The sequence below is a fragment of the Streptomyces sp. NBC_01210 genome (genome assembly GCF_036010325.1).
Taxonomy (GTDB): Bacteria; Actinomycetota; Actinomycetes; order Streptomycetales; family Streptomycetaceae; genus Streptomyces.
On sequence record NZ_CP108549.1, the window covers coordinates 1,638,742 to 1,660,269 of the forward strand.

The following is a 21,528-nucleotide window of genomic DNA, read 5'->3' on the forward strand; positions in this document are numbered from 1 at the left end:
CGTTGTGCAGGGCGGGCGAGCAGCCCGCCCCCAGGAAACTGTGGACGATGCCCGGGGGCAACACCCTCTTGCGGGCATCAGGTGGAGGAGGCGCTGTGAGCAGCGACCCGTGGGGCCGTGTCGATGAGACGGGCACCGTGTACGTGCGTACTGCCGATGGCGAGCAGGTCGTCGGATCGTGGCAGGCGGGCACTCCCGAGGAGGCCCTGGCCTACTTCGAGCGCAAGTACGAGGGCTTGGTGGTCGAGATCGGCCTCCTCGAGCGGCGGGTGAAGACCACCGATCTCTCGGCCAAGGACGCCCAGACCGCCATCGATCATCTGCGTCAGCAGGTGGACGAGCATCACGCCGTGGGTGACCTCGGCGCGCTGCGTGTCCGCCTCGACGCTCTCGTCGCGACGGTGGACAAGCGCCGCGAGGAGCGCAAGGTCCAGAAGGCGAAGCAGAACGACGAGGCGCGGCACTCCAAGGAGGCGCTGGTCGCCGAGGCCGAGGAGCTGGCGCAGAGCGAGCAGTGGCGCTCCGCGGGCGAGCGGCTGCGCGCGCTGGTGGACACCTGGAAGGGCCTTCCCCGGCTCGACCGGAAGTCCGACGACGAGCTGTGGCACCGTTTCTCGCACGCGCGGTCCGCGTTCTCCAAGCGCCGCAAGGCGCACTTCGCCTCGCTGGACGCGCAGCGCGAGGAGGCCCGTAAGGCCAAGGAGAAGCTGGTCGCCGAGGCCGAGTCGCTCTCCGGCTCGACCGACTGGGGTGTGACGGCCGCCCGCTACCGCGAGCTGATGGCGGAGTGGAAGGCAGCAGGCCGCGCCCAGCGCGAGGCCGAGGACGACCTGTGGAACCGTTTCCGCGGCGCCCAGGACGTCTTCTTCGCCGCGCGCAGCGGGGTCTTCGCCGAGCGGGACGCCGAGCAGGGCGAGAACCTCAAGCTCAAGGAGGAGCTCGCCGTCGAGGCCGAAAAGCTGATGCCGGTGACGGACCTCAAGGCCGCGCGTGCCGCCTTCCGGTCCATCAACGAGCGCTGGGAGGCCATCGGCCACGTACCGCGTGACGCCCGGCCCAAGGTCGAGGGCCGGATGCACGCGGTGGAGCGTGCCCTGCAGGAGTCCGAGGAGAACGAGTGGCGCCGGACGAACCCTGAGGCGCGTGCGCGTGCCGCGGGTCTGACGGGTCAGCTCCAGGCGGCCGTGGACAAGCTGCGCGGACAGATCGACGCGGCGCGCGCGGCGGGCAACAACACCAAGGCCGACAAGCTCGCCAAGGAGCTCGAGGGCCGGCAGGCACTGCTCGACCAGGCCCTGAAGGGCCTGGAGGAGTTCGGCGGCTGAGAGGCCCCGCAGGCGGCCCCGGTACGGGATGCGTACCGGGGCCGCCTCATGTCCGGCTGGGGGCGGCCACTGCCGGGATGTCCGGCTGGGGGCTGCGGCCACTGCCGGGATGTCCGGCTGGGGGCTGCGGCCACTGCCGGGATGTCCGGCTGGGGGCTGCGGCCACTGCCCGGCTACGGCCTGCGGCTCATGCCCCGCTGCTGCGGGCCGAGGTCACCCGGTACACGTCGTAGACGCCCTCCACGCCCCGTACCGCCTTCAGTACGTGCCCGAGGTGCTTCGGGTCGCCCATCTCGAAGGTGAAGCGCGAGGTGGCCACCCGGTCGCGGGAGGTCTGGACGGCCGCAGACAGGATATTGACGTGCTGGTCCGACAGGACGCGGGTGACGTCCGAGAGAAGCCTGGACCGGTCGAGCGCCTCGACCTGGATGGCGACCAGGAAGACGGACGACTGGGTCGGGGCCCATTCGACCTCGAGGATGCGCTCCGGCTGCTGCGAGAGCGAGTCGACGTTGACGCAGTCGGCCCGGTGAACCGATACGCCGGAGCCGCGCGTGACGAAGCCGATGATGGGGTCGCCGGGGACGGGCGTACAACAGCGGGCGAGCTTGACCCAGACATCCTCGACGCCCTTGACGACCACGCCGGGGTCGGCGTTGGCGCGGCGCTTGCTGCGGCCGCCGTGCGTGGGCGGTGTGCTCTCGGCGATGTCCTCGCTCGCGGCCTCCTCGCCGCCGAGGGCCTGCACCAGTTTCTGTACGACGCCCTGCGCGGCCACATGGCCCTCGCCGATCGCCGCGTACAGGGACGAGATGTCCGGGTAGCGCATCTCGTGCGCCAGTGTGACGAGCGAGTCGCCGGTGAGAATGCGCTGGATCGGCAGGTTCTGCTTGCGCATGGCCCGCGCGATGGCGTCCTTGCCGTGCTCGATGGCCTCGTCGCGACGCTCCTTGGAGAACCACGCGCGGATCTTGTTGCGCGCCCGGGGCGACTTGACGAAGCCCAGCCAGTCGCGGGAGGGTCCGGCGCCTTCGGCCTTGGAGGTGAAGACCTCCACCAGGTCGCCGTTGTCGAGGGTCGATTCGAGCGGGACGAGCCGTCCGTTGACCCGCGCCCCTATGGTCCGGTGGCCGACCTCGGTGTGCACGGCGTACGCGAAGTCGACGGGCGTGGCGCCGGCCGGCAGCGCTATGACGTCGCCCTTCGGCGTGAAGACGAAGACCTCGTTGCGGGAGAGGTCGAAGCGCAGGGACTCGAGGAACTCGCTGGGGTCCTCGGTCTCCTTCTGCCAGTCGAGGAGCTGGCGCAGCCACGCCATGTCGTTGATGTTGTCGTCCTTGCCGGCCTTCTTCGGTACGTCGGAACGCACCTTGGAGGCGCCGGCGGAGGGCTCCTGCTTGTACTTCCAGTGCGCCGCGATGCCGTACTCGGCACGGCGGTGCATGTCGAAGGTACGGATCTGCAGCTCGACTGGCTTGCCGTTGGGGCCGATCACCGTGGTGTGCAGCGACTGGTACATGTTGAACTTCGGCATCGCGATGTAGTCCTTGAACCGGCCGGGGACCGGGTTCCATCGCGCATGGACGGTGCCGAGTGCGGCGTAGCAGTCGCGGACGCTGTCGACGAGGACGCGGATGCCCACCAGGTCGTAGATCTCCGCGAAGTCACGGCCGCGGACGATCATCTTCTGGTAGACGCTGTAGTAGTGCTTCGGCCTGCCTGTGACGGTCGCCTTGATGCGGGCGGCGCGCAGATCGGACTGGACCTCGTCGGTCACTATGGCGAGGTACTCGTCACGCTTGGGCGCGCGCTCGGCGACCAGCCGCACGATCTCGTCGTACATCTTGGGGTAGAGGATCGCGAAGGCGAGGTCCTCCAGCTCCCACTTGATGGTGTTCATGCCCAGGCGGTGGGCCAGGGGCGCGTAGATCTCAAGGGTCTCGCGGGCCTTCTTCTCCTGCTTCTCCCGCTTGAGATAGCGCATGGTGCGCATGTTGTGCAGCCGGTCGGCGAGCTTGATGACCAGGACGCGCGGGTCCTTGGCCATGGCGACGACCATCTTGCGTACGGTCTCGGCCTGTGCGGCCTCGCCGAACTTGACCTTGTCGAGCTTGGTGACGCCGTCGACGAGGAGGGCGACCTGGTCGCCGAAGTCGCGGCGCAGTGTGTCCAGGCCGTACTCGGTGTCCTCGACGGTGTCGTGCAGCAGCCCGGCCATCAGGGTCGCCGGGTCCATGCCGAGCTCGGCGAGGATGGTGGTGACGGCGAGCGGGTGCGTGATGTACGGGTCGCCGCTCTTGCGCTTCTGGCCGCGGTGCCAGCGCTCGGCCACCTGGTAGGCACGCTCGACCTGGCGGAGCGTCGAAGTCTCGATCTTGGGGTCGTTGCTGCGCACTATCCGCAGCAGCGGTTCCAGGACGGGGTTGTACGGCGAGGAGCGCTGCACGCCCAGGCGGGCGAGGCGGGCGCGTACGCGGTTCGAGGAGCCGCCGGTCCGGGGCACGGAGGCGGGCGTGGGCTTGGCCGCTGGTGTGGACTTGCCCGCAGGCGTGGGCCTGACGGCGGGCATGGACTTGTCCGCAGGCGTGGACTTGGCGGCAGGCGTGGACTTGGCGGCAGAGACCGGGGCCGCACCGTTCGCACGCTCGGGCACTGCCGGCATTGACTTCTCCGCCGGCTTCTTCTCGGGCGTGACAGGGGCTGCCGCGGCCTTTTCGGCCTGCTGGTCGGGCTGCGCGGCGGCGGGCTGGGCCTCGTCTGGCAAGAGCGCTCCTCGTGCGGTTCCGGGTCCCCCGGTCAGGTCCGGAGAGGCCATGGTATCGACCCAGGAGTCACGGTGCTCACGAGGCTGCAGGTCCGCACTTGACGGAAGAGGGCATCCGGATACCCGCCGTCTGCCCGTCGTCACTTCCTGTCTCCGCACTGTTGCAGCGAGGAGCCGAGCACGCCGGCCGGCGGACAGAACAATGGGCGCCCCGGGAAGATCCCGGGGTGCCCACTGCCGAAGCGAAGCATTGCGTTTGCGTTGCGATGCGATGCGATGCGATGCGTCAGATCGTGATCAGAGTCTCCAGCGGAGCCCCGCGCAGCGCCGGCTCCAGGCGGGCCCGGCCGTCGAGGAAACCGAGCTCCATGAGGACCGCGACGCCCGCCACGTCGGCGCCGGCCCGGCGGATCAGCTCCAGCGAGGCCTCGGCCGTGCCGCCGGTGGCGAGGACATCGTCGATGACCATGACACGGTCGCCCGACTGAAGGTCCTCGGCATGCACCTCGATCTCGGCAGTGCCGTACTCCAGCTCGTACGCCTGGGAGAGCGTCGCTCCGGGGAGCTTGCCCGCCTTGCGTACGGGAATGAACCCCAGCCCGGCGCGGACCGCGACCGGCGCGGCCAGGATGAAGCCGCGCGCCTCCAGACCGACGATCTTCGTGGCCCCGTGACGTACACAGAACCCGGCGAGCGCGTCGGTCATGGCGGTGAAGGCCTCGGGATCCGCGAGCAGAGGCGTGATGTCCTTGAACATCACCCCCGGCTTCGGATAGTCGGGGACATCACGAATACGGCTGAGCAGGAACTCCTGCGTACCGACGGTCATCGGCGCTTGCCCGAAGGACGGCCGCGACCCCGGTTGCGCGGGCCCACCACGGCACCCGCCGCGGCGGTGCCGCCGACCACCTCGTTCTGCGGCTCGCCCGACTCGTCGTCGGAGTCCTCCGCCGACTCGCCCTTGGCCGCGGCCTGCGCGCGCTTGGCGAGCACCCGCTTCTTCAGCGCCTTCATCTGGGGCTCGCGCTCCTTGAGGTCGGCGACGAGCGGCGTGGCGATGAAGATCGAGGAGTACGCACCTGCGGCGAGACCGACGAACAGCGACAGCGAGATGTCGTTGAGCATGCCCGCGCCGAGGAAGCCGCCACCGATGAAGAGCAGGCCGGCCACCGGCAGCAGCGCGACGACGGTGGTGTTGATGGAACGCACCAGCGTGCCGTTGAGGCTGCGGTTGGCGATCTCGCTGTAGGTGTAGCGGGTCTGCTTGGTGATGTCCTTCGAGCCCTCCTTGAGACCGTCGAAGACGACGACGGTGTCGTAGAGGGAGTAACCGAGGATGGTCAGCAGACCGATCACGGTGCCCGGCGTGACCTCGAAGCCGACGAGCGCGTACACACCGATGGTGATCGTGAGGTCGTGGATCAGCGCGATCAGGGCGGCGATGGCCATCCGCCACTCGAAGGCGATCGCGAGATAGATCACCACCAGGAGCATGAAGACCGCGAGACCGGTCCATGCCTTGTTGGCGATCTGCTCACCCCAGCTGGGGCCGACGATCTCGGCGTTGATCTTGTCCTTCGGGATGTTCAGCTTGCCGGAAAGCGTCTCGTTGACCTTGTTGGCCTGGGCCTGGTCGAGCTCGCTGACCTGGATCCGCAGCCCGCCGTTGCCGAGCTTCTGGACGATCGCCTCATGGCCCGAGATCTCCTTGGCGTAGGACTGGGCCTGGCTGACGGAGACGCTCGTGCTCGGGGTGGTGAAGACGGCGCCACCCTTGAACTCGATGCCAAGGTTGAGACCCCGCACCGCCAGGCCGACGATCGCCGTGATGGTGATCAGGATCGAGATCCCGTACCAGATCTTCCGCTTGGCGACGAAGTCATAGCCGACCTCGCCGCGGTAGAGCCGGGCGCCGAGGCTGCCGAGTCGCGACATCTCACGCCTCCTTCGGGTCGGTGGGGACGGAGCCGCGGCGGGAGCGGCGCAGCGGGGGCTTGGCGCCGAGCCGCTTCGGGTCCAGACCGGACCACGGGTGACCGCTCGCGAAGAACTTCTTGCGGGCGAGGAGCGTCATGACCGGCTTGGTGAAGAGGAACACCACGACCACGTCGAGCACGGTGGTCAGACCGAGCGTGAACGCGAAGCCCTGGACCTTGCCGACGGTGACGATGAAGAGCACCGCGGCGGCGAGGAACGACACGAAGTCGGAGACCAGGATGGTGCGCCGGGCACGCGGCCAGGCACGCTCGACGGCGGGCCGGAGCGTACGGCCCTCGCGGATCTCGTCCCGGATGCGTTCGAAGTACACGATGAACGAGTCCGCGGTGATACCGATCGCAACGATCGCACCACACACCGCGGGCAGATTCAGGGCGAAGCCGATGCCGGGGCCGAGCAGAGCCATGATCGTGTACGTCAGGATCGCCGAGACGATGAGGCTCAGGATCGCGATCAGAGCCAGGCCGCGGTAGTACGCCACCAGGTAGATGATGACCAGCGCGAGGCCGATCGCACCGGCGATGAGGCCGGCCTGCAGCTGCTCGCCGCCCAGCGCCGCGGTGACGGTCTGGACGCTCTGCTCATGGAAGGAGAGCGGGAGCGCACCGTACGACAGGATGTTGCCCAGGTCCTGTGCGGACTGCTGGGTGAAGCTGCCGGAGATCTCGGCGTTGGCGCTCAGTGTCTCGCGGACCGAGGGGGCCGAGACGACCTCGCCGTCCAGGACGATGGCGAACTGGTTCATCGGGGGCTGCTGCTGCGACAACCGGCTCGTGATCTTCTGGAACTTCTTGGAGCCGCCGTCGGTGAAGTCCATCTGCACGATCCACTGACCGGTCCGCTGGTCGATCGTGGCCTTGGCGTCGTCGACGTCCTTGCCGTTGACCTCGGCCGGGCCCAGCAGGTACTTCTCCCACACGCCTTCGGAGTTCTTGCCACAGCCGACCGTCGGAGCGGTGGGCAGGACGTTTTCGCCGGCCGCGACGCGGGCCTTCTCCTTCGTGCAGTCGAGAGCCAGGAACTGCTTCTGCAGCTTGTCCGCGCCCGCCGCGGCACCCGAGGGGGTGGGCTTCGGCGTCTCGGCGGTCTTGGGCTTGCCGGCGTCCGAGGGGTTCGGAGTCGGGGTCGCGGCCTTCAGTGCGTCGGTGACGGCGCGGCCCTGCGTGGTCGCAGTGGCCGAGGGCGTGGCGGAGGCCGGCGGGTTGACCGTCTCCTTGTTGCCGGCCTTGTCCTTGCCGTCCTTTGCCTTGCCGGACGGCGAGGCGCTCGGGGTGGGCTGCGGAGCCGTGGGGGTCCCGGCGGCGACGGTCAGCACCGGCCGGAAGTAGAGCTGGGCGGTGGTGCCGACCTGCTCACGGGCCTGCTGAGAATTCGTCCCCTTGGGGATGTTGACGATGATGTTCTTCTGGCCCTGGGTCTGAACCTCGGCCTCGGTGACGCCCAGACCATTGACACGGCGCTCGATGATGCCGACCGCGGTGTTCATGTTGGTCTCGTTGATGGCGTTCTTGTTGCCGACGGTGTTCTTCGCCTCGAGCGTGATGGACGTACCGCCCGCCAGGTCGATACCCAGACGCGGTGTGAGCTGACCCGCCAGGAACATTCCGCCTGTGAGCGCGACCATGGCGATCAGAATCAAGGCCAGGGCACGCCCCGGCTTGCTCTGAGCCCCCGCGGGCCTTCGGCCCCTATTCGGTGCTGCCACCTTCTCGTTTCTCCCTGTCCAACCGTCCCGTGCCGGGTGTGCGCCGGGGCGGCCACGAAGTGTTGTGGGGACCTGCCCGCGCAGAAGTCAGCACGGCCCGGGGACCGCCGGACGCCGGTGGGCGCCGCCGCGGTCCCCGATCGTGACTACTTCGCGTCGGTCTCGCCCTCGGCCTTGCCGTCCTTCGGCGTGGCATCGTCCTTCGGCGTGACCTCGTCGTCCTTCGGCGTGACCTCGTCCTTCGCCTCGATCTCGTCCTCGGGCTTCTTGCCGAGGTCGATCTTGGCGGCGTCCGACGAGTCGGAGTCCTTGGCGTCGGAGTCCGTGGTCTCCGTCAGCGAGGAAGCGTCGTCCGGCACGATCTGGCCGTCGACCTTGAGGTCGCCGTCGCCGTGCACGATGCGGTTGTACTCCTCGTCGTCGAGGACCGCGCCGATGGCGTTCTTGGCGTAGACGGCGTGGACGCCGGGGGCCACCTCGAGGAGGACCGTGTCGTCGTGCAGTTCCTTGACGGTGGCGTACATGCCCCCGATCGTCCGGACACCGGTGCCGGGCTGCATTTCGTTGCGCATCTGCGCAGCCGCCTGCTGCTTCTTCTTGGCGGACCGGGTCATCAGGAACATGGCCCCGATGAGCACGATGAAGGGGAGGAGGGTCACGAGACTCACGGGACGGAACTTCCTTCGCACGACCGCGCTGGTGAGGCGGCCTTATCTACGGGGGTGGGCACGCCGACCTGGAAGGGCGGCATCGGCGGAGTCTAAGCGAGTCCGCATCGATGGAACAACGCCCAGCATCCCACCCTGGTTCCTGGCCGTGCGAGTCTCCGCGCCGTCACGCCCTGAACAGCCCCGGTTGTCCGCTTGCGCCCGGCGCCTGCTGCGGTGGTACGAGGCCGAGATGCGCCCATGCCGCAGGGGTGGCGACCCGTCCGCGGGGGGTCCGGGCAAGGAGCCCCTCCCGTACCAGGAAGGGTTCGGCCACCTCCTCGACCGTCTCGCGCTCCTCCCCCACGGCCACCGCGAGCGTCGACAGACCCACCGGGCCGCCGCCGAAGAGCTTGAGCAGTGCCTGGAGCACGGCACGGTCGAGGCGGTCGAGTCCGCGGGCGTCGACCTCGTACACCCGCAGGGCCGCGGCTGCCACCTCGCGGGTGATCCGGCCGTCCACCTTGACCTGGGCGTAGTCACGGACGCGGCGCAGCAGCCGGTTGGCGATACGGGGCGTGCCGCGGGAGCGGCCTGCGATCTCGGCGGCGCCGTCGGCCTCTATGTCGACGTCGAGAAGCTGGGCGGAGCGGTGGATGACCCGCTCCAGCTCGGCGGGGTCGTAGAACTCCATGTGAGCGGTGAAGCCGAAGCGGTCGCGCAGCGGGGGCGGCAGCAGCCCGGCCCGCGTGGTGGCACCGACCAGGGTGAAGGGCGGGAGCTCGATCGGAATGGCGGTGGCTCCCGGTCCCTTCCCGACGATCACATCGACCCGGAAGTCCTCCATGGCCATGTAGAGCAGCTCTTCGGCCGGCCGCGACATCCGGTGGATCTCGTCGAGGAAGAGAACCTCGCCCTCCTGGAGGGAGGAGAGGATCGCGGCCAGATCGCCGGCGTGCTGGATGGCTGGACCCGAGGTGATCCGGATCGGGGCGTTCATCTCGGCCGCGATGATCATGGAGAGGGTGGTCTTGCCGAGGCCGGGGGCGCCGGAGAGCAGGACATGGTCTGCGGTGGCGCCGCGTGCGAGGGCCGCTTTCAGGACAAGGTCCAGCTGCTCGCGGACGCGCTCCTGACCGACGAACTCGGCCAGCGACTTCGGCCGCAGCGCCGCCTCGACGGCCTGGTCCTCGCCGTCGGCGGACGCGCCGACGAGCCGCTCGGTTGCGGTGTCGTCGGTCGGCGGTGCGGTGTCGTCCCAGTTCACAGTGGTAGGCCTCGTGGGGTCAGCGGGTGCGGTTCAGGGTCTGCAGGGCGGCCTTCAGCAGCTGGCCGACCTGGGGTGTGCCGCCCGCGGCGACGGCGGCCTCAGCCTGCGGCGTGACGGCGGCAACCGCCTCGTCGGCCTCCCGGGTGGCGTAGCCGAGGCCGATCAGCGCGCCGTGCAGCTGGTCGCGCCAGGCCATCGGGGCCGCGGCGGCGGTAGCGACGCCCTGCCTGCCGATATGTGCGCCGACCGGCTCGCCGAGGCGATCCTTCAGCTCGAGCAGCAGTTTCTGGGCGCCCTTCTTGCCGATGCCCGGGACAGCGATGAGTGCCTTCTCGTCGCCGGTCGCCACGGCGATCCGCAGGGCGTCCGGGGTGTGCACGGCGAGCATCGCCTGGGCCAGGCGTGGGCCGACACCGCTCGCGGTCTGCAGCAGCTCGAAGACCTGACGCTCGTCGTCGTCCACGAAGCCGTAGAGCGTGAGCGAGTCCTCCCGTACGACGAGGGAGGTGGCGAGCTTGGCCTCCTTGCCGATGCGCAGCTCGGAGAGGGTGTTCGGCGTGCACTGGACTGCCATGCCGATACCGCCGACCTCGATGACCGCGGTGGTGGGGGCGAGGGCGGCGACCGGGCCGCTCACAAAGGCGATCATGCGGTACGGCCTTTCGATGCGTGCAGAGCGACGGCTTGCTGGAGGCGATTCTGCGCGGGTGAGCGCCAGATGTGGCAGATGGCGAGGGCGAGAGCGTCGGCGGCGTCGGCGGGCCTGGGCGGGGCGTCGAGCCGCAGCAGACGTGTCACCATCGCTCCCACCTGCGCCTTGTCGGCCCGGCCGCTGCCGGTGACGGCCGCCTTGACCTCGCTGGGTGTGTGCAGGGCGACGGGGATGCCGCGGCGGGCGGCGCAGAGCATGGCGATCGCGCTGGCCTGTGCGGTGCCCATGACCGTACGGACGTTGTGCTGGCTGAACACCCGCTCGACGGCGACGAATTCGGGGCGGTGCTCGTCCAGCCACTGCTCGATGCCCTGCTCGATGCCGACCAGTCGGCTGCCGAGCTCGGCGTCCGCGGGCGTACGCACGACTCCGACGCCGAGCATCGTCAAGGGGCGGCCCGCGACGCCTTCGACCACACCGATGCCGCACCGGGTCAGCCCCGGGTCCACGCCCAGTACTCGCACGCTACCCCTCCCCTCACACTTTCGACCATGTGTTCCTGCGTTGCTGCAGGCTATCCGCTCGTACTGACAACGGGCCGACAACGAGGACGGGCCGACAGGGGCGTGTCCCTGTCGGCCCGTCCTCGTACGCGTAGTTGAGCGTCCGTCAGGCGTCGACCTTCTCCATGACCTCGTCCGAGACATCGAAGTTGGCGAAGACGTTCTGCACGTCGTCGCTGTCCTCGAGCGCGTCGATCAGCTTGAAGATCTTGCGCGCGCCCTCTTCGTCGAGCTCGACCTGCATGGTCGGCAGGAAGTTGGCCTCGGCGGAGTCGTAGTCGATGCCCGCCTCCTGGAGCGCCGTGCGGACCGCGACCATGTCGGTGGCCTCGCTGACGACCTCGTACGACTCACCGAGGTCATTGACCTCTTCGGCGCCGGCGTCCAGGACCGCGCCCAGGACGTCGTCCTCGCTCAGCTCACCCTTGGGGACGATCACGACGCCCTTGCGGTTGAAGAGGTACGAGACGGAGCCCGGGTCGGCCATCGAGCCGCCGTTGCGCGTCATCGCGACGCGTACGTCGGAGGCGGCGCGGTTGCGGTTGTCGGTGAGGCACTCGATGAGCACGGCGACGCCGTTCGGGCCGTAGCCCTCGTACATGATCGTCTGGTAGTCGACGCCGCCCGCCTCGAGACCGCCGCCGCGCTTGACCGCGGAGTCGATGTTCTTGTTCGGGACGGAGCTCTTCTTCGCCTTCTGGATGGCGTCGACGAGCGTCGGGTTGCCCTCGGGGTCGACTCCGCCGGTGCGGGCCGCGACCTCGATGTTCTTGATCAGCTTCGCGAAGAGCTTGCCGCGCTTGGCGTCAATCACGGCCTTCTTGTGCTTCGTCGTAGCCCATTTAGAGTGGCCGGACATCTGCCTGTCTCCTTCGCGTAACCAATTTCTGAACGAACCCCAGAGATCCTACCGGGATCGGCCCGCCCGTCTCCCGACCACCACCCCCAGTTGGGGCGCTGAAGCGCGAACCTACTGAACTGCTGCGCGCACCATGTCGACGAACAGGGCGTGCACCCGGTGGTCACCCGTCAGTTCGGGGTGGAAGGACGTGGCCAGGACATTGCCCTGCCGTACGGCGACGATGTGACCACCGTGCTCGGCGAGCACCTCGACCTCGGCCCCGACCGACTCGACCCACGGGGCGCGGATGAAGACTCCCTCGACCGGGCCGTCGTCCACGCCGGCGACCTCGACGGCCGCCTCGAAGGACTCGTTCTGACGCCCGAAGGCATTACGACGGACGATCATGTCGATGCCGCCGAGTGTCTCCTGGCCCGAGCGCGGGTCGAGGATCTTGTCGGCGACCATGATCAGGCCGGCGCAGGTGCCGTAGACGGGCAGCCCCGCCGCGATCCGCTCACGCAGCGGCTCGAGCATGCCGAACAGCACCGCGAGCTTGGACATCGTGGTGGACTCGCCGCCGGGGACGACAAGGCCGTCGACCTCGGCGAGCTCCTCGGGGCGCCGGACCGGCCTGGCCACGGCGTCCGCCGCGGCCAGGGCGATCAGGTGCTCCCGTACGTCGCCCTGGAGAGCCAGGACACCGATCACGGGAGTGGTCATTACCAGCCTCGGTTCGCGTAGCGCTCGGTCTCGGGGAGGGTGTCGCAGTTGATGCCGACCATGGCCTCGCCGAGGTTGCGGGACGCGTCCGCGATGATCTTGGGGTCGTCGTAGAAGGTGGTGGCCTTCACGATGGCGGCAGCGCGCTTGGCGGGGTCGCCCGACTTGAAGATGCCGGAGCCGACGAAGACGCCCTCGGCGCCGAGCTGGCGCATCAGCGCGGCGTCGGCGGGGGTGGCCACACCGCCCGCGGAGAAGAGGACCACCGGCAGCTTGCCCAGCTCGGAGACCTCCTTGACCAGCTCGTACGGGGCTCGCAGCTCCTTGGCCGCGGCGTACAGCTCGTTGTTGTCGTAGCCGCGCAGGCGGGCGATCTCGTTCTTGATCTGGCGCAGGTGACGGACGGCCTCGACGACATTGCCGGTGCCGGCCTCGCCCTTGGAGCGGATCATGGCCGCGCCCTCGGCGATCCGGCGCAGGGCCTCACCCAGGTTGGTGGCGCCGCAGACGAACGGGGTGGTGAAAGCGAACTTGTCGGAGTGGTTGACCTCGTCGGCCGGGGTCAGCACCTCGGACTCGTCGATGTAGTCGACGCCGAGGGACTGCAGCACCTGGGCCTCGACGAAGTGACCGATCCGGGACTTGGCCATGACCGGGATCGAGACCGCGTCGATGATCTCTTCGATCATGTTCGGGTCGGACATCCGGGCCACGCCGCCGTCCTTGCGGATGTCGGCGGGGACCCGCTCCAGTGCCATGACGGCGACCGCGCCCGCGTCCTCGGCGATCTTCGCCTGCTCGGCGTTGACCACGTCCATGATCACGCCGCCCTTGAGCTGCTCAGCCATACCGCGCTTGACGCGCGCGGTGCCGGTCTCGGGGGCCTGCGGGGTGGTGGGGAGGGTGCTGGACACGGAGGGACCTCACTCGGTGAAAGAAGGTTGATGCCTCACAGATGCAACCTCCGAGCACCAGTCCACAGCAAGGGCCAATGCACAGCCGGTGGATCGTTTTGGAATCGAAGGAGCGGCGGTCAGGTGCCCGGGCGGTCGGCCAGCGCGACGGGGGGCTCGTCGTCCATCTCGAAGGCCAGCGGAAACGGCGCGTGTCCGGCCAGCCGGAACCAGCGGACCTTGCGGTGCCGACGCAGCGCCCGTGCCGCGCGCACCGCGTCGTTGTGGAACCGCCGCGCCATGGGGACCCGGCGTACGGCTTGCGCAAGCTCGCCCGCCGCATCCTCACCGCCGGGGACCTCGCGTACCGCTTCGACCTGCGCCGCCTCCCCGAAGACGGCCCGCAGCGCCGCGCTGAGCTCGCTCTCCGCGACCTCGCGCTGCTCCTCCTCCGCCTGCCTGGCCGCGTGCGCGGCCTCGTACAGCACGATCGACGCGGCCGGATCGAGCACGCCGGAGGTGGCCAGTTCCTGGGTGACCGAGGCCCGGCGCAGGAGTTGGGCGTCGAGCGCGGCGCGGGCGGCGTCGATACGGGTGTGCAGCCGGTCGAGCCGCCCGGCGGTCCAGCTCAGATACAGGCCGATCGCGACGAGGGCGAGGACGATCCAGATGAGGGTTACGGTCACGGGCCGCAAGGCTACCTGTGGCGGCGGGGGAGGTTTGTTCCCCTACCCGCCCCTTCCCGAAACTGGGGCAGGCCCCAGGCCCCCTTGGGTGGGGTACGTGGGGGCTGGCGCCCCCACACCCCGGAGCGGCAGCTTCGCGCCACAGACGACAGACACAGGGCGCGCCCGGCCGGACCCGGCTGCCGTCCAGCAACCAAGGGCCCGATCCCGCGCCCGAGCGGACCGGGCTGCCCCGAGCGACCAAGGGCCCGCACCCCGCACGGCGCCCGCACCCCCAGCCCCTGCACCCCCGCAAGGCGCCCGCACCCCGCAGCGCGCCCGCACCCCCGGGGCAGCCCACCGCAGCGCGGCCGCCCCCTCAGTCCCGCGCCAGACCGAATCTCGACCGCAGCCCCGGCGTGCGCTCGTCCGCCGCCACCGACGCCGCGCCGTCCGTCACCGTCTCGTACACCGCCAAGATGTCCGCCCCGACCGTCGACCAGTCGAAACGCCGCACATGCGCACTGCCCCGCGCCCGCAGCTCCGCCCGCCTCGCCGGGTCCCGCAGCAGCCCTACCGCCGCGTCCGCCAGCGCGTCCGCGTCCTCGTTCGCGAAGAGCTCGCCCGCCGCGCCCTGGTCCAGGACCTGCGCGAACGCGTCCAGGTCGCTCGCCAGCACCGGCGCGCCCGCCGACATCGCCTCGACGAGGATGATGCCGAAGCTCTCGCCGCCCGTGTTGGGCGCGACGTACACATCGACGCTCTGCAGCAGCCGCGCCTTGTCCTCGTCGCTGACCATGCCGAGGAACTCGACCCGCGAGCGCATTTCCTTCGGGAGTACCGCGACTGCCTCCTCCTCGTCGCCCCGGCCCGCCACCAGCAGTCGGGTCTCCGGGCATTCCGCGAGGATCTTCGGCAGCGCCTTCATCAGCACCGGCAGGCCCTTCCGGGGCTCGTCGATGCGCCCTATGAAGCCGATCGTGTTGCCCTGCCACTCCGCCTTCGGCTCGGCCCTTTCGAAGAAGCCGACATCGACGCCGTTCGGGATGACGACCGCGTCCCCGCCCAGGTGCTCGACCAGCGTCCGGCGGGCGTACTCGCTGACCGCGATCCGGGCGCTGATCTTCTCCAGCGCCGGCTGCAGGATCGGGTAGGCCGCGATCATGGCGCGCGAGCGCGGATTGGAGGTGTGGAACGTCGCGACGATCGGCCCCTGCGCCGCCCAGCAGCTCAGCAGCCCCAGAGACGGCGAAGCGGGCTCATGAATGTGGATGACGTCGAACGTGCCGTCGTGCAGCCAGCGCCGCACCCGCGCCGCCGACAGGAAGCCGAAGTTCAGCCGGGCGACCGAGCCGTTGTACGGGACGGGTACGGCCCGGCCCGCCGAGACGACGTACGGCGGCAGTGGCGTCTCGTCGTCCGCCGGCGCCAGTACCGACACCTCGTGGCCGAGCCTGATCAGATGCTCTGCCAGGTCCCTGATATGGAATTGGACGCCGCCCGGTACGTCCCAGGAGTACGGGCAGACGATGCCGATCCTCACGCCCGTTCCTCCCGGCGCTCTTGATCCGTCACAGCGAGGTCGGCGAGCCACAGCCGCTGCAGCATGTGCCAGTCCTCCGGGTGCTCGGTGATTCCCGTGGCGTAGGCGTCGGCCAGCGCCTGTGTCATGGAGGACGTCTTCTCGTCCTTGGTACCTGTCTCCGGCACCTCGACAGGTGAATGGATCCGGCCCTTCATCAACGGCGCGTCCTCGTACCAGAGGTTGACCGGCAGCAGCACCGCGCCGGTCTGCTGGGCCAGCATCGCAGGCCCGGCCGGCATCCGCGCCGTCTCGCCGAAGTACTTCACCTCGACGCCGGAGGCCGACAGATCGCGGTCGGCGACAAGACACACAAGGCCGCCTGCGCGCAGCCGCCGCGCCAGCGTCCCAAAGGCCGAACCGCCCGTGTGCGGCAGGACCTCCATGCCCAGGCTCTCGCGGTACGCCACGAACCGGTCGTACAGCGACTCGGGCTTGAGGCGCTCGGCGACGGTCGTGAAGGGGATGCCCAGGGACCTGGTGACCCAGACACCCGCAAGGTCCCAGTTCGCCAGGTGCGGCAGCGCGAGAATCACGCCGCGTCCCGACGCGAGTCCCTCCTTCAGATGGTGGACGTCCTTGATCTCCACGCTGTTCGTGACGCGCTCGGCGCTCCAGGTGGGCAGCCGGAAGGACTCCATCCAGTAGCGCATGTACGAGCGCATGCCGGCCTTCGACAGCTCGGCGAGGCGCTCGGGGCTCGCGTCGGGCACCACCCTGGCGAGGTTGGACTCGAGCCGCAGCACGCTCTTGCCGCGCCGCTTCCACGCGGTGTCCGCGATGGTGCGGCCGAGCGCGGCGGCCGCCGGCTCGGGCAGCATCTTGACGGTGCTCCAGCCGAGTCCGTACAGCCCGTCGGTCAGACGCTCCCGCATCACGTCGCCTCAGCCTCGTTCCCCTGTGCCGCGGCGGCGTCGGCCTCCGCGGACTCCCGTCGTACGGTTACCACCCGCTGCCCCAGCGTCACCAGGCTGCCGACGGCGACGATCCACAGCGCGATCGGCAGCAGAATGTCGATTCCCGGCACCCCGAAGGCGTGCAGTCCGGCGAGGCCGGCGGCGACCAGTGAGATCACCAGCCGCTCGGCGCGCTCGATCAGACCGTTGACCGCCACCGGCAGGCCAATCGATTCACCACGTGCCTTGGTGTACGAGACGACCTGGCCGCTGGCGAGGCAGAAGATGGCGACGGCGCACAGCACATTGTCGTTTCCCGTGCCCGCGTACCAAAGCGCGAACCCGGCGAAGATCGCGCCGTCGGCGACCCGGTCGAGCGTCGAGTCCAGGAATGCGCCCCAGCGGCTCGAAACCCCGGCCTGCCGCGCCATATTGCCGTCGACGAGGTCGGAGAAGACGAAAAGCGTGATGACGATCGTGCCCCAGAAGAACTCTCCCCGGGGGAAGAAGACCAGCGCACCCGCCATCACTCCGGCCGTGCCGATCAGGGTGACCGCGTCGGGGCTCACCCCACGTCGGAGCAGAAATGCGGCGAACGGTGTGAGGACACGCGTGAAGAATGCACGCGCGTACTTGTTCAGCATGGCCTTCCCGGAGGGTCGGTGGGCCGCATGGCCCCATCGGCCACCGGCTGGCCCATCGTAGCCAGGACCGACGCGCTCCACCGTCGGGTACCCGCCTCCCGCGGTCGCGTACGACGTATGGACGCACCGTGACGTGAGTGGAAAGCTCGAAAGACCACCGCGGGCATCGCCGGAGCTGCCCCGGACGTCTCCGGGACCTCCCTCCTGGCTCCCCGCACCCGCGGCCCCTCTCCTCACCGGGCAATCGATCGGGAGGCATGAATCATGGGCGACAAGGCGAATGCACACCCCGGAGCCGCCGGCAGGGCGGCTACGGCCGACCAGCCCTCATCCGTACGGAACGTGGTGCTGGTCGGCCACAGCGGATCGGGAAAGACGACGTTGATCGAGGCCCTCGCGCTGACCGCGGGCGCGGTCAACCGGGCGGGCCGCGTCGAGGACGGCGGCACGGTCTCCGACTACGACGAGATCGAGCACCGGCAGCAACGTTCCGTACAGCTCTCGCTCGTCCCTGTCGAATGGGGCGGGTACAAGATCAATCTGCTGGACACTCCCGGATATGCCGACTTCGTCGGGGAGCTGAGGGCCGGTCTGCGAGCAGCGGACGCGGCCCTCTTCGTTGTGTCGGCGGCACAGGAGGCCGATGCGATCGCGGGCGCGACCCGGACGGTGTGGGAGGAGTGCGCGGCGGTCGGAATGCCGCGCGCGATCGTCGTCACGCACCTGGAGACCGCGCGCACCGATTTCGAGGAGCTGACCCGCGTCTGCGGGCGGATCTTCGGCGGGGACGACCCCGATGCCGTACTGCCGTTGTATCTGCCGCAGTACGGGGCGCAGACCCCCGACGGCCACGCCCCGGTCACCGGCCTGGTCGGACTGCTGTCCCAGAAGATCTTCGACTACTCCTCCGGCGAGCGTAAGGAGACCCCGCCGGATCCGGAACAGACCCCGCTGCTCGAGGAGGCCCGCAACCGGCTGATCGAAGGAATCATCGCCGAGAGCGAGGACGAGACCCTCATGGACCGCTATCTCGGCGGCGCGGAGATCGGCCTCGACACGCTGATCCAGGATCTGGAGAAGGCCGTCGCGCGCGGCATCTTCCATCCGGTGCTCGCGGCCGCCCCGGCGCTCGATGGCGCCAAGCAGGGTCTCGGTACGGTCGAGCTGCTGGAGCTGATCACGGGCGGTTTCCCGACCCCGCTGGAGCCTGCGGCTCCCTCCGTCACCACCCCGCAGGGCGCAGCGCGCCCGCAGATCAGCTGCGATCCGCAGGGGCCGCTGGTGGCCGAGGTGGTCAAGACCGCGTCCGACCCCTATGTCGGCCGGATCTCTCTCGTACGCGTCTTCTCCGGCACCCTGCGTCCGGACGAGACGGTGCATGTGTCGGGGCACGGGCTCGCCGACCGCGGCCACGAGGACCATGACGTCGACGAACGGGTCGGCGCGCTCTCCGCGCCCTTCGGCAAGCAGCAGCGCCCGCTCCCGCAGGTCATCGCCGGAGACCTCGCCTGTGTCGCGAAGCTGTCCCGCGCGGAGACCGGGGACACGCTCTCCTCGAAGGACGACCCGCTGCTGATGGAGCCCTGGACGATGCCCGATCCGCTGCTGCCGCTGGCCATCCAGGCGCACAGCAAGGCGGACGAGGACAAGCTCTCCCAGGGGCTTTCGCGGCTGGTCGCCGAGGATCCGACGATGCGGCTCGAGCAGAACCAGGCCACGCACCAGGTGGTGCTGTGGTGCCTCGGCGAGGCGCATGCGGATGTCGCGCTGGAGCGGCTGCGCAGCCGGTACGGCGTCCAGGTCGACGTGGTGCCGCACAAGGTGTCGCTGCGGGAGACCTTCGGTGAGAAGTCGGCGGGCCGCGGACGGCATGTGAAGCAGTCCGGCGGGCACGGCCAGTACGCGATCTGCGAGATCGACGTGGATCCGCTGCCGCCGGGGTCCGGGATCGAGTTCGTCGACAAGGTCGTGGGCGGCGCGGTTCCGCGACAGTTCATCCCGTCCGTGGAGAAGGGCGTACGTGCGCAGGCGGCGCGCGGCGTGGCGGCCGGTTACCCGCTCGTCGACGTACGGATCACGCTGCTGGACGGCAAGGCGCACTCGGTGGACTCCTCCGACGCCGCCTTCCAGACGGCGGGCGCGCTGGCGCTGCGGGAGGCGGCGGCGGATGCGCCCATCCATCTGCTGGAGCCGGTCGCCGAGGTGCGGGTGCTGGTCTCGGACGAGTATGTGGGTCCGGTGATGAGCGATCTGTCGGGGCGGCGCGGCCGGGTGGTCGGCACCGAGCAGGCCGTCGGGTCGCGGACGCTCGTACGGGCCGAGGTGCCGGAGATCGAGATCGGGCGGTACGCGGTGGATCTGCGGTCGATCTCGCATGGGACCGGGCAGTTCAGCCGCTCGTACGCGCGTCATGAGGCGATGCCGCCGCAGTTGGCCGAGAAGCTCCGTCAACAGGCGGAAAATGGCTCGTAGTTGATGATGCCGCCCGTTGTGCGCCCTTGCGGCGGGCGGCATTTCAGTGTCCTCTGACGAAGGCGGCACACCCCGGATACGCTGGGGCGCCCAGCTCAGAAGGTGTGCGGGGCACGGTAGTTGGGAACAGGCCGCAGTGCGGATGCTTGCGGCGATGGGGGCGGTAGTGGCGAACGACGTTTTCGATTTCACTCCGGGGGCACAGGTCCCGCTCCTCGGCTCGGCCGGGCAGACGGCGGCGACACATGCGCTCGCCTCGGCCGCGTACCGCGACAGTCCCGTCGCGGACCTCCTCAAGGCGAACAGCGAGTGGCACAAGTCCGAGGTGAAGAAGGGCAAGTTCTCGCTCTTCGAGCCGAATCTGGGCGAGGCGTTCTCGCGGGCCGTGCAGATCCGGATGCTGGGCGGTGCCCGAAAGGCGCTGATCCAGTCCTTCGGCACCGAGCCGCAGGCGGTGGTCGAGCACTGTCTGGCCGCCACCCGTATCCGCAAGGAGCGGGACATCAGGCTCACCGGTGTGATGGCGGTCTTCGGACTGCTCTTCCTGCCCGGACTGCTGCTCTGGCTGGCGGTTTTCCAGCTCCGCCGGACGATAGCGGGCGCGCAGAACAAGCGTGCCGGGGCGCTCGGCACCGCGCTGCTCGCCGCCTTCGGCATTCTCGCCGTGATCTTCCTGGTGCGGCTGCCCTTCAGCGGACTCCTGGGGTACTACATCCGCGGCATGATCGTCGCGCCGGTCGTCGGCTGGCTGCTGGCCAAGCGGATCTGCGAGTCCACGGCGAAGGACATGCGCGCCCGCTGGGAGACCCTGCTCGCGGGCGGCGGCATCGGGGCCAAGGTGCCCGAGGCCGTGCCGGGCCACCCCAACGAGACCGCGCGCGAGCAGCTGCGCCAGGGGCTGGAGAAGCTCACCGCCGAACAGCAGTCCAACGCGGTCTTCTACGCGGGCCCCAAGGGAATACTGGGCATGGGCACCCGCTGGGGCAGCTGGCAGCTCGCCGAGGAGCTGGTGTCCAAGGAGCCGGGCAAGGACATCAACCAGTTCCGCAGCTGGGACGTCATCCGCGCGATCCACGATCGGCTGAAGATGCTGGAGCGGGGTCCGCTGAACTCCGGCGGCTTCCCCACCCCCTCGGTCAAGCACTGGATCGTGGCGCCGGTCGGCGAGAACGCCGAAGAGGTGGCCCGGCCGGAGGGCCAGGACGTGGAGACCTTCCAGGTCAAGGGCCACGAGATACAGCGGATCTGCAACCACCAGCAGTTCGGCGGCGGCAATCGCCACTATCTGGGCGTCCAGTTCACGCTCTGGGACGGTCAGTTGGTGATCACCATGATGATCACTGTCACCGTGCTCCACGAGACACTGCGCATCGAGGTGACCGGGCACGCGCTCGGCCCGGTGCACTCCCTGTTCACCACCAAGCCCGCGCCCAAGACCGTCACGGTCGCCAAGACGGTCCGCTTCTGGGAGACGACCGACCGGCAGCTTCCGCTGGTGGAGACGCCCGAGGTGGTACGCCTCGCGGTGCGCGCGCCCTTCACCTGGTACCCGCCGATGCTGGACTTCCTCGGCGGCAAGCTGGTCCTTCCCGAGCCTTTCGGGCTGCGCCACGCCTGGGCGGACAAGCCCTGGCGGCACCGGTTCATGGCGGACGACGCGATGCGCGCTGCCACCCCCGTACTGCGCGTCACGCACGCCGCGGCGATGAAGGTGCTCGAGGAGAACGGCGTGGACACCGAGCGCTTCGGCAACCGCTCCATGATCGTGAGCGGCCTGGTCCAGGACCCGTCGCCGCGCCAGGCCGACCTGTACGACGCCTAGCGGCTCGAGCGCTGGGCCCGGTCCTCGCTAGGCCCGGTCAGGCGCTGGGCCCGGCCGTGCTGGCGT

The 21,528-nt window shown here is 69.6% G+C and carries 18 protein-coding genes; 3 read left to right on the forward strand and 15 right to left on the reverse strand.

What is annotated here, in order from left to right; all coding sequences use genetic code 11:
- Window positions 1-95: 95 nt before the first annotated feature.
- Window positions 96-1,325, forward strand: coding sequence for a DUF349 domain-containing protein (locus OG735_RS07280; RefSeq protein ID WP_327322305.1), 1,230 nt, complete (start codon window positions 96-98; stop codon window positions 1,323-1,325).
- 187 nt (window positions 1,326-1,512) lie between these two features.
- Here the strand turns inward: OG735_RS07280 and OG735_RS07285 are convergent, their stop codons facing one another.
- From OG735_RS07285 to pgsA, 15 genes are all read right to left on the reverse strand, one after another.
- Window positions 1,513-4,089, reverse strand: coding sequence for a RelA/SpoT family protein (locus OG735_RS07285; RefSeq protein ID WP_327322306.1), 2,577 nt, complete (start codon window positions 4,087-4,089; stop codon window positions 1,513-1,515).
- 286 nt (window positions 4,090-4,375) lie between these two features.
- Window positions 4,376-4,918, reverse strand: coding sequence for an adenine phosphoribosyltransferase (locus tag OG735_RS07290; RefSeq protein WP_327322307.1), 543 nt, complete (start codon window positions 4,916-4,918; stop codon window positions 4,376-4,378).
- Entirely contained in the window at window positions 4,915-6,024 is a 1,110-nt protein-coding gene (secF, locus tag OG735_RS07295) for a protein translocase subunit SecF (protein ID WP_327322308.1), read from the reverse strand. The genes OG735_RS07290 and secF overlap by 4 nt, the downstream gene beginning before the upstream one ends.
- Before the next feature lies 1 nt (window position 6,025).
- Window positions 6,026-7,792 (reverse strand): protein translocase subunit SecD, encoded by a 1,767-nt coding sequence (secD, locus tag OG735_RS07300; protein WP_327322309.1) that lies wholly within the window; start codon window positions 7,790-7,792, stop codon window positions 6,026-6,028.
- A 146-nt stretch (window positions 7,793-7,938) separates the two neighbouring features.
- Window positions 7,939-8,460 carry a preprotein translocase subunit YajC gene (gene yajC, locus OG735_RS07305; protein WP_327322310.1) on the reverse strand — a complete coding sequence of 174 codons (522 nt, stop codon included), beginning with the start codon at window positions 8,458-8,460 and terminating at the stop codon, window positions 7,939-7,941.
- Window positions 8,461-8,626: 166 nt separating this feature from the next.
- Window positions 8,627-9,706, reverse strand: coding sequence for a Holliday junction branch migration DNA helicase RuvB (gene ruvB / locus OG735_RS07310; protein WP_327322311.1), 1,080 nt, complete (start codon window positions 9,704-9,706; stop codon window positions 8,627-8,629).
- Between the two features lie 19 nt (window positions 9,707-9,725).
- Window positions 9,726-10,358 carry a Holliday junction branch migration protein RuvA gene (ruvA, locus tag OG735_RS07315; protein ID WP_327322312.1) on the reverse strand — a complete coding sequence of 211 codons (633 nt, stop codon included), beginning with the start codon at window positions 10,356-10,358 and terminating at the stop codon, window positions 9,726-9,728.
- The gene (gene ruvC, locus OG735_RS07320; RefSeq protein WP_327322313.1) at window positions 10,355-10,885 is read right to left on the reverse strand and encodes a crossover junction endodeoxyribonuclease RuvC; all 531 of its coding nucleotides are present in this window, start codon (window positions 10,883-10,885) and stop codon (window positions 10,355-10,357) included. The genes ruvA and ruvC overlap by 4 nt, the downstream gene beginning before the upstream one ends.
- A gap of 145 nt (window positions 10,886-11,030) precedes the next feature.
- Window positions 11,031-11,783, reverse strand: a complete 753-nt coding sequence (locus OG735_RS07325; RefSeq protein ID WP_327322314.1) for a YebC/PmpR family DNA-binding transcriptional regulator — start codon at window positions 11,781-11,783, stop codon at window positions 11,031-11,033.
- Between the two features lie 111 nt (window positions 11,784-11,894).
- Window positions 11,895-12,488, reverse strand: a complete 594-nt coding sequence (gene pdxT, locus OG735_RS07330) for a pyridoxal 5'-phosphate synthase glutaminase subunit PdxT (protein WP_327322315.1) — start codon at window positions 12,486-12,488, stop codon at window positions 11,895-11,897.
- Complete coding sequence (pdxS, locus tag OG735_RS07335; protein WP_246340122.1) at window positions 12,488-13,336, reverse strand: pyridoxal 5'-phosphate synthase lyase subunit PdxS; 849 nt, start codon at window positions 13,334-13,336, stop codon at window positions 12,488-12,490. Before pdxS ends, pdxT begins: the two co-directional genes overlap by 1 nt.
- A 185-nt stretch (window positions 13,337-13,521) precedes the next feature.
- Window positions 13,522-14,067, reverse strand: coding sequence for a hypothetical protein (locus tag OG735_RS07340; protein WP_327322316.1), 546 nt, complete (start codon window positions 14,065-14,067; stop codon window positions 13,522-13,524).
- Window positions 14,068-14,425: 358 nt separating this feature from the next.
- Window positions 14,426-15,589, reverse strand: a complete 1,164-nt coding sequence (locus OG735_RS07345) for a glycosyltransferase family 4 protein (protein ID WP_327322317.1) — start codon at window positions 15,587-15,589, stop codon at window positions 14,426-14,428.
- The gene (locus OG735_RS07350; protein WP_327322318.1) at window positions 15,586-16,503 is read right to left on the reverse strand and encodes a phosphatidylinositol mannoside acyltransferase; all 918 of its coding nucleotides are present in this window, start codon (window positions 16,501-16,503) and stop codon (window positions 15,586-15,588) included. The genes OG735_RS07345 and OG735_RS07350 overlap by 4 nt, the downstream gene beginning before the upstream one ends.
- Window positions 16,503-17,168 carry a phosphatidylinositol phosphate synthase gene (pgsA, locus tag OG735_RS07355; RefSeq protein ID WP_327322319.1) on the reverse strand — a complete coding sequence of 222 codons (666 nt, stop codon included), beginning with the start codon at window positions 17,166-17,168 and terminating at the stop codon, window positions 16,503-16,505. Before pgsA ends, OG735_RS07350 begins: the two co-directional genes overlap by 1 nt.
- A 264-nt stretch (window positions 17,169-17,432) precedes the next feature.
- Between pgsA and OG735_RS07360 the strand changes: the two genes are divergently transcribed.
- Together OG735_RS07360 and OG735_RS07365 are read left to right on the forward strand one after the other, a co-directional pair.
- Window positions 17,433-19,640 carry an elongation factor G-like protein EF-G2 gene (locus OG735_RS07360; RefSeq protein WP_327322320.1) on the forward strand — a complete coding sequence of 736 codons (2,208 nt, stop codon included), beginning with the start codon at window positions 17,433-17,435 and terminating at the stop codon, window positions 19,638-19,640.
- A gap of 166 nt (window positions 19,641-19,806) precedes the next feature.
- On the forward strand, window positions 19,807-21,462 hold the full coding sequence (locus OG735_RS07365; RefSeq protein WP_327322321.1) for a hypothetical protein: 1,656 nt from the start codon (window positions 19,807-19,809) through the stop codon (window positions 21,460-21,462).
- Window positions 21,463-21,528 lie beyond the last annotated feature (66 nt).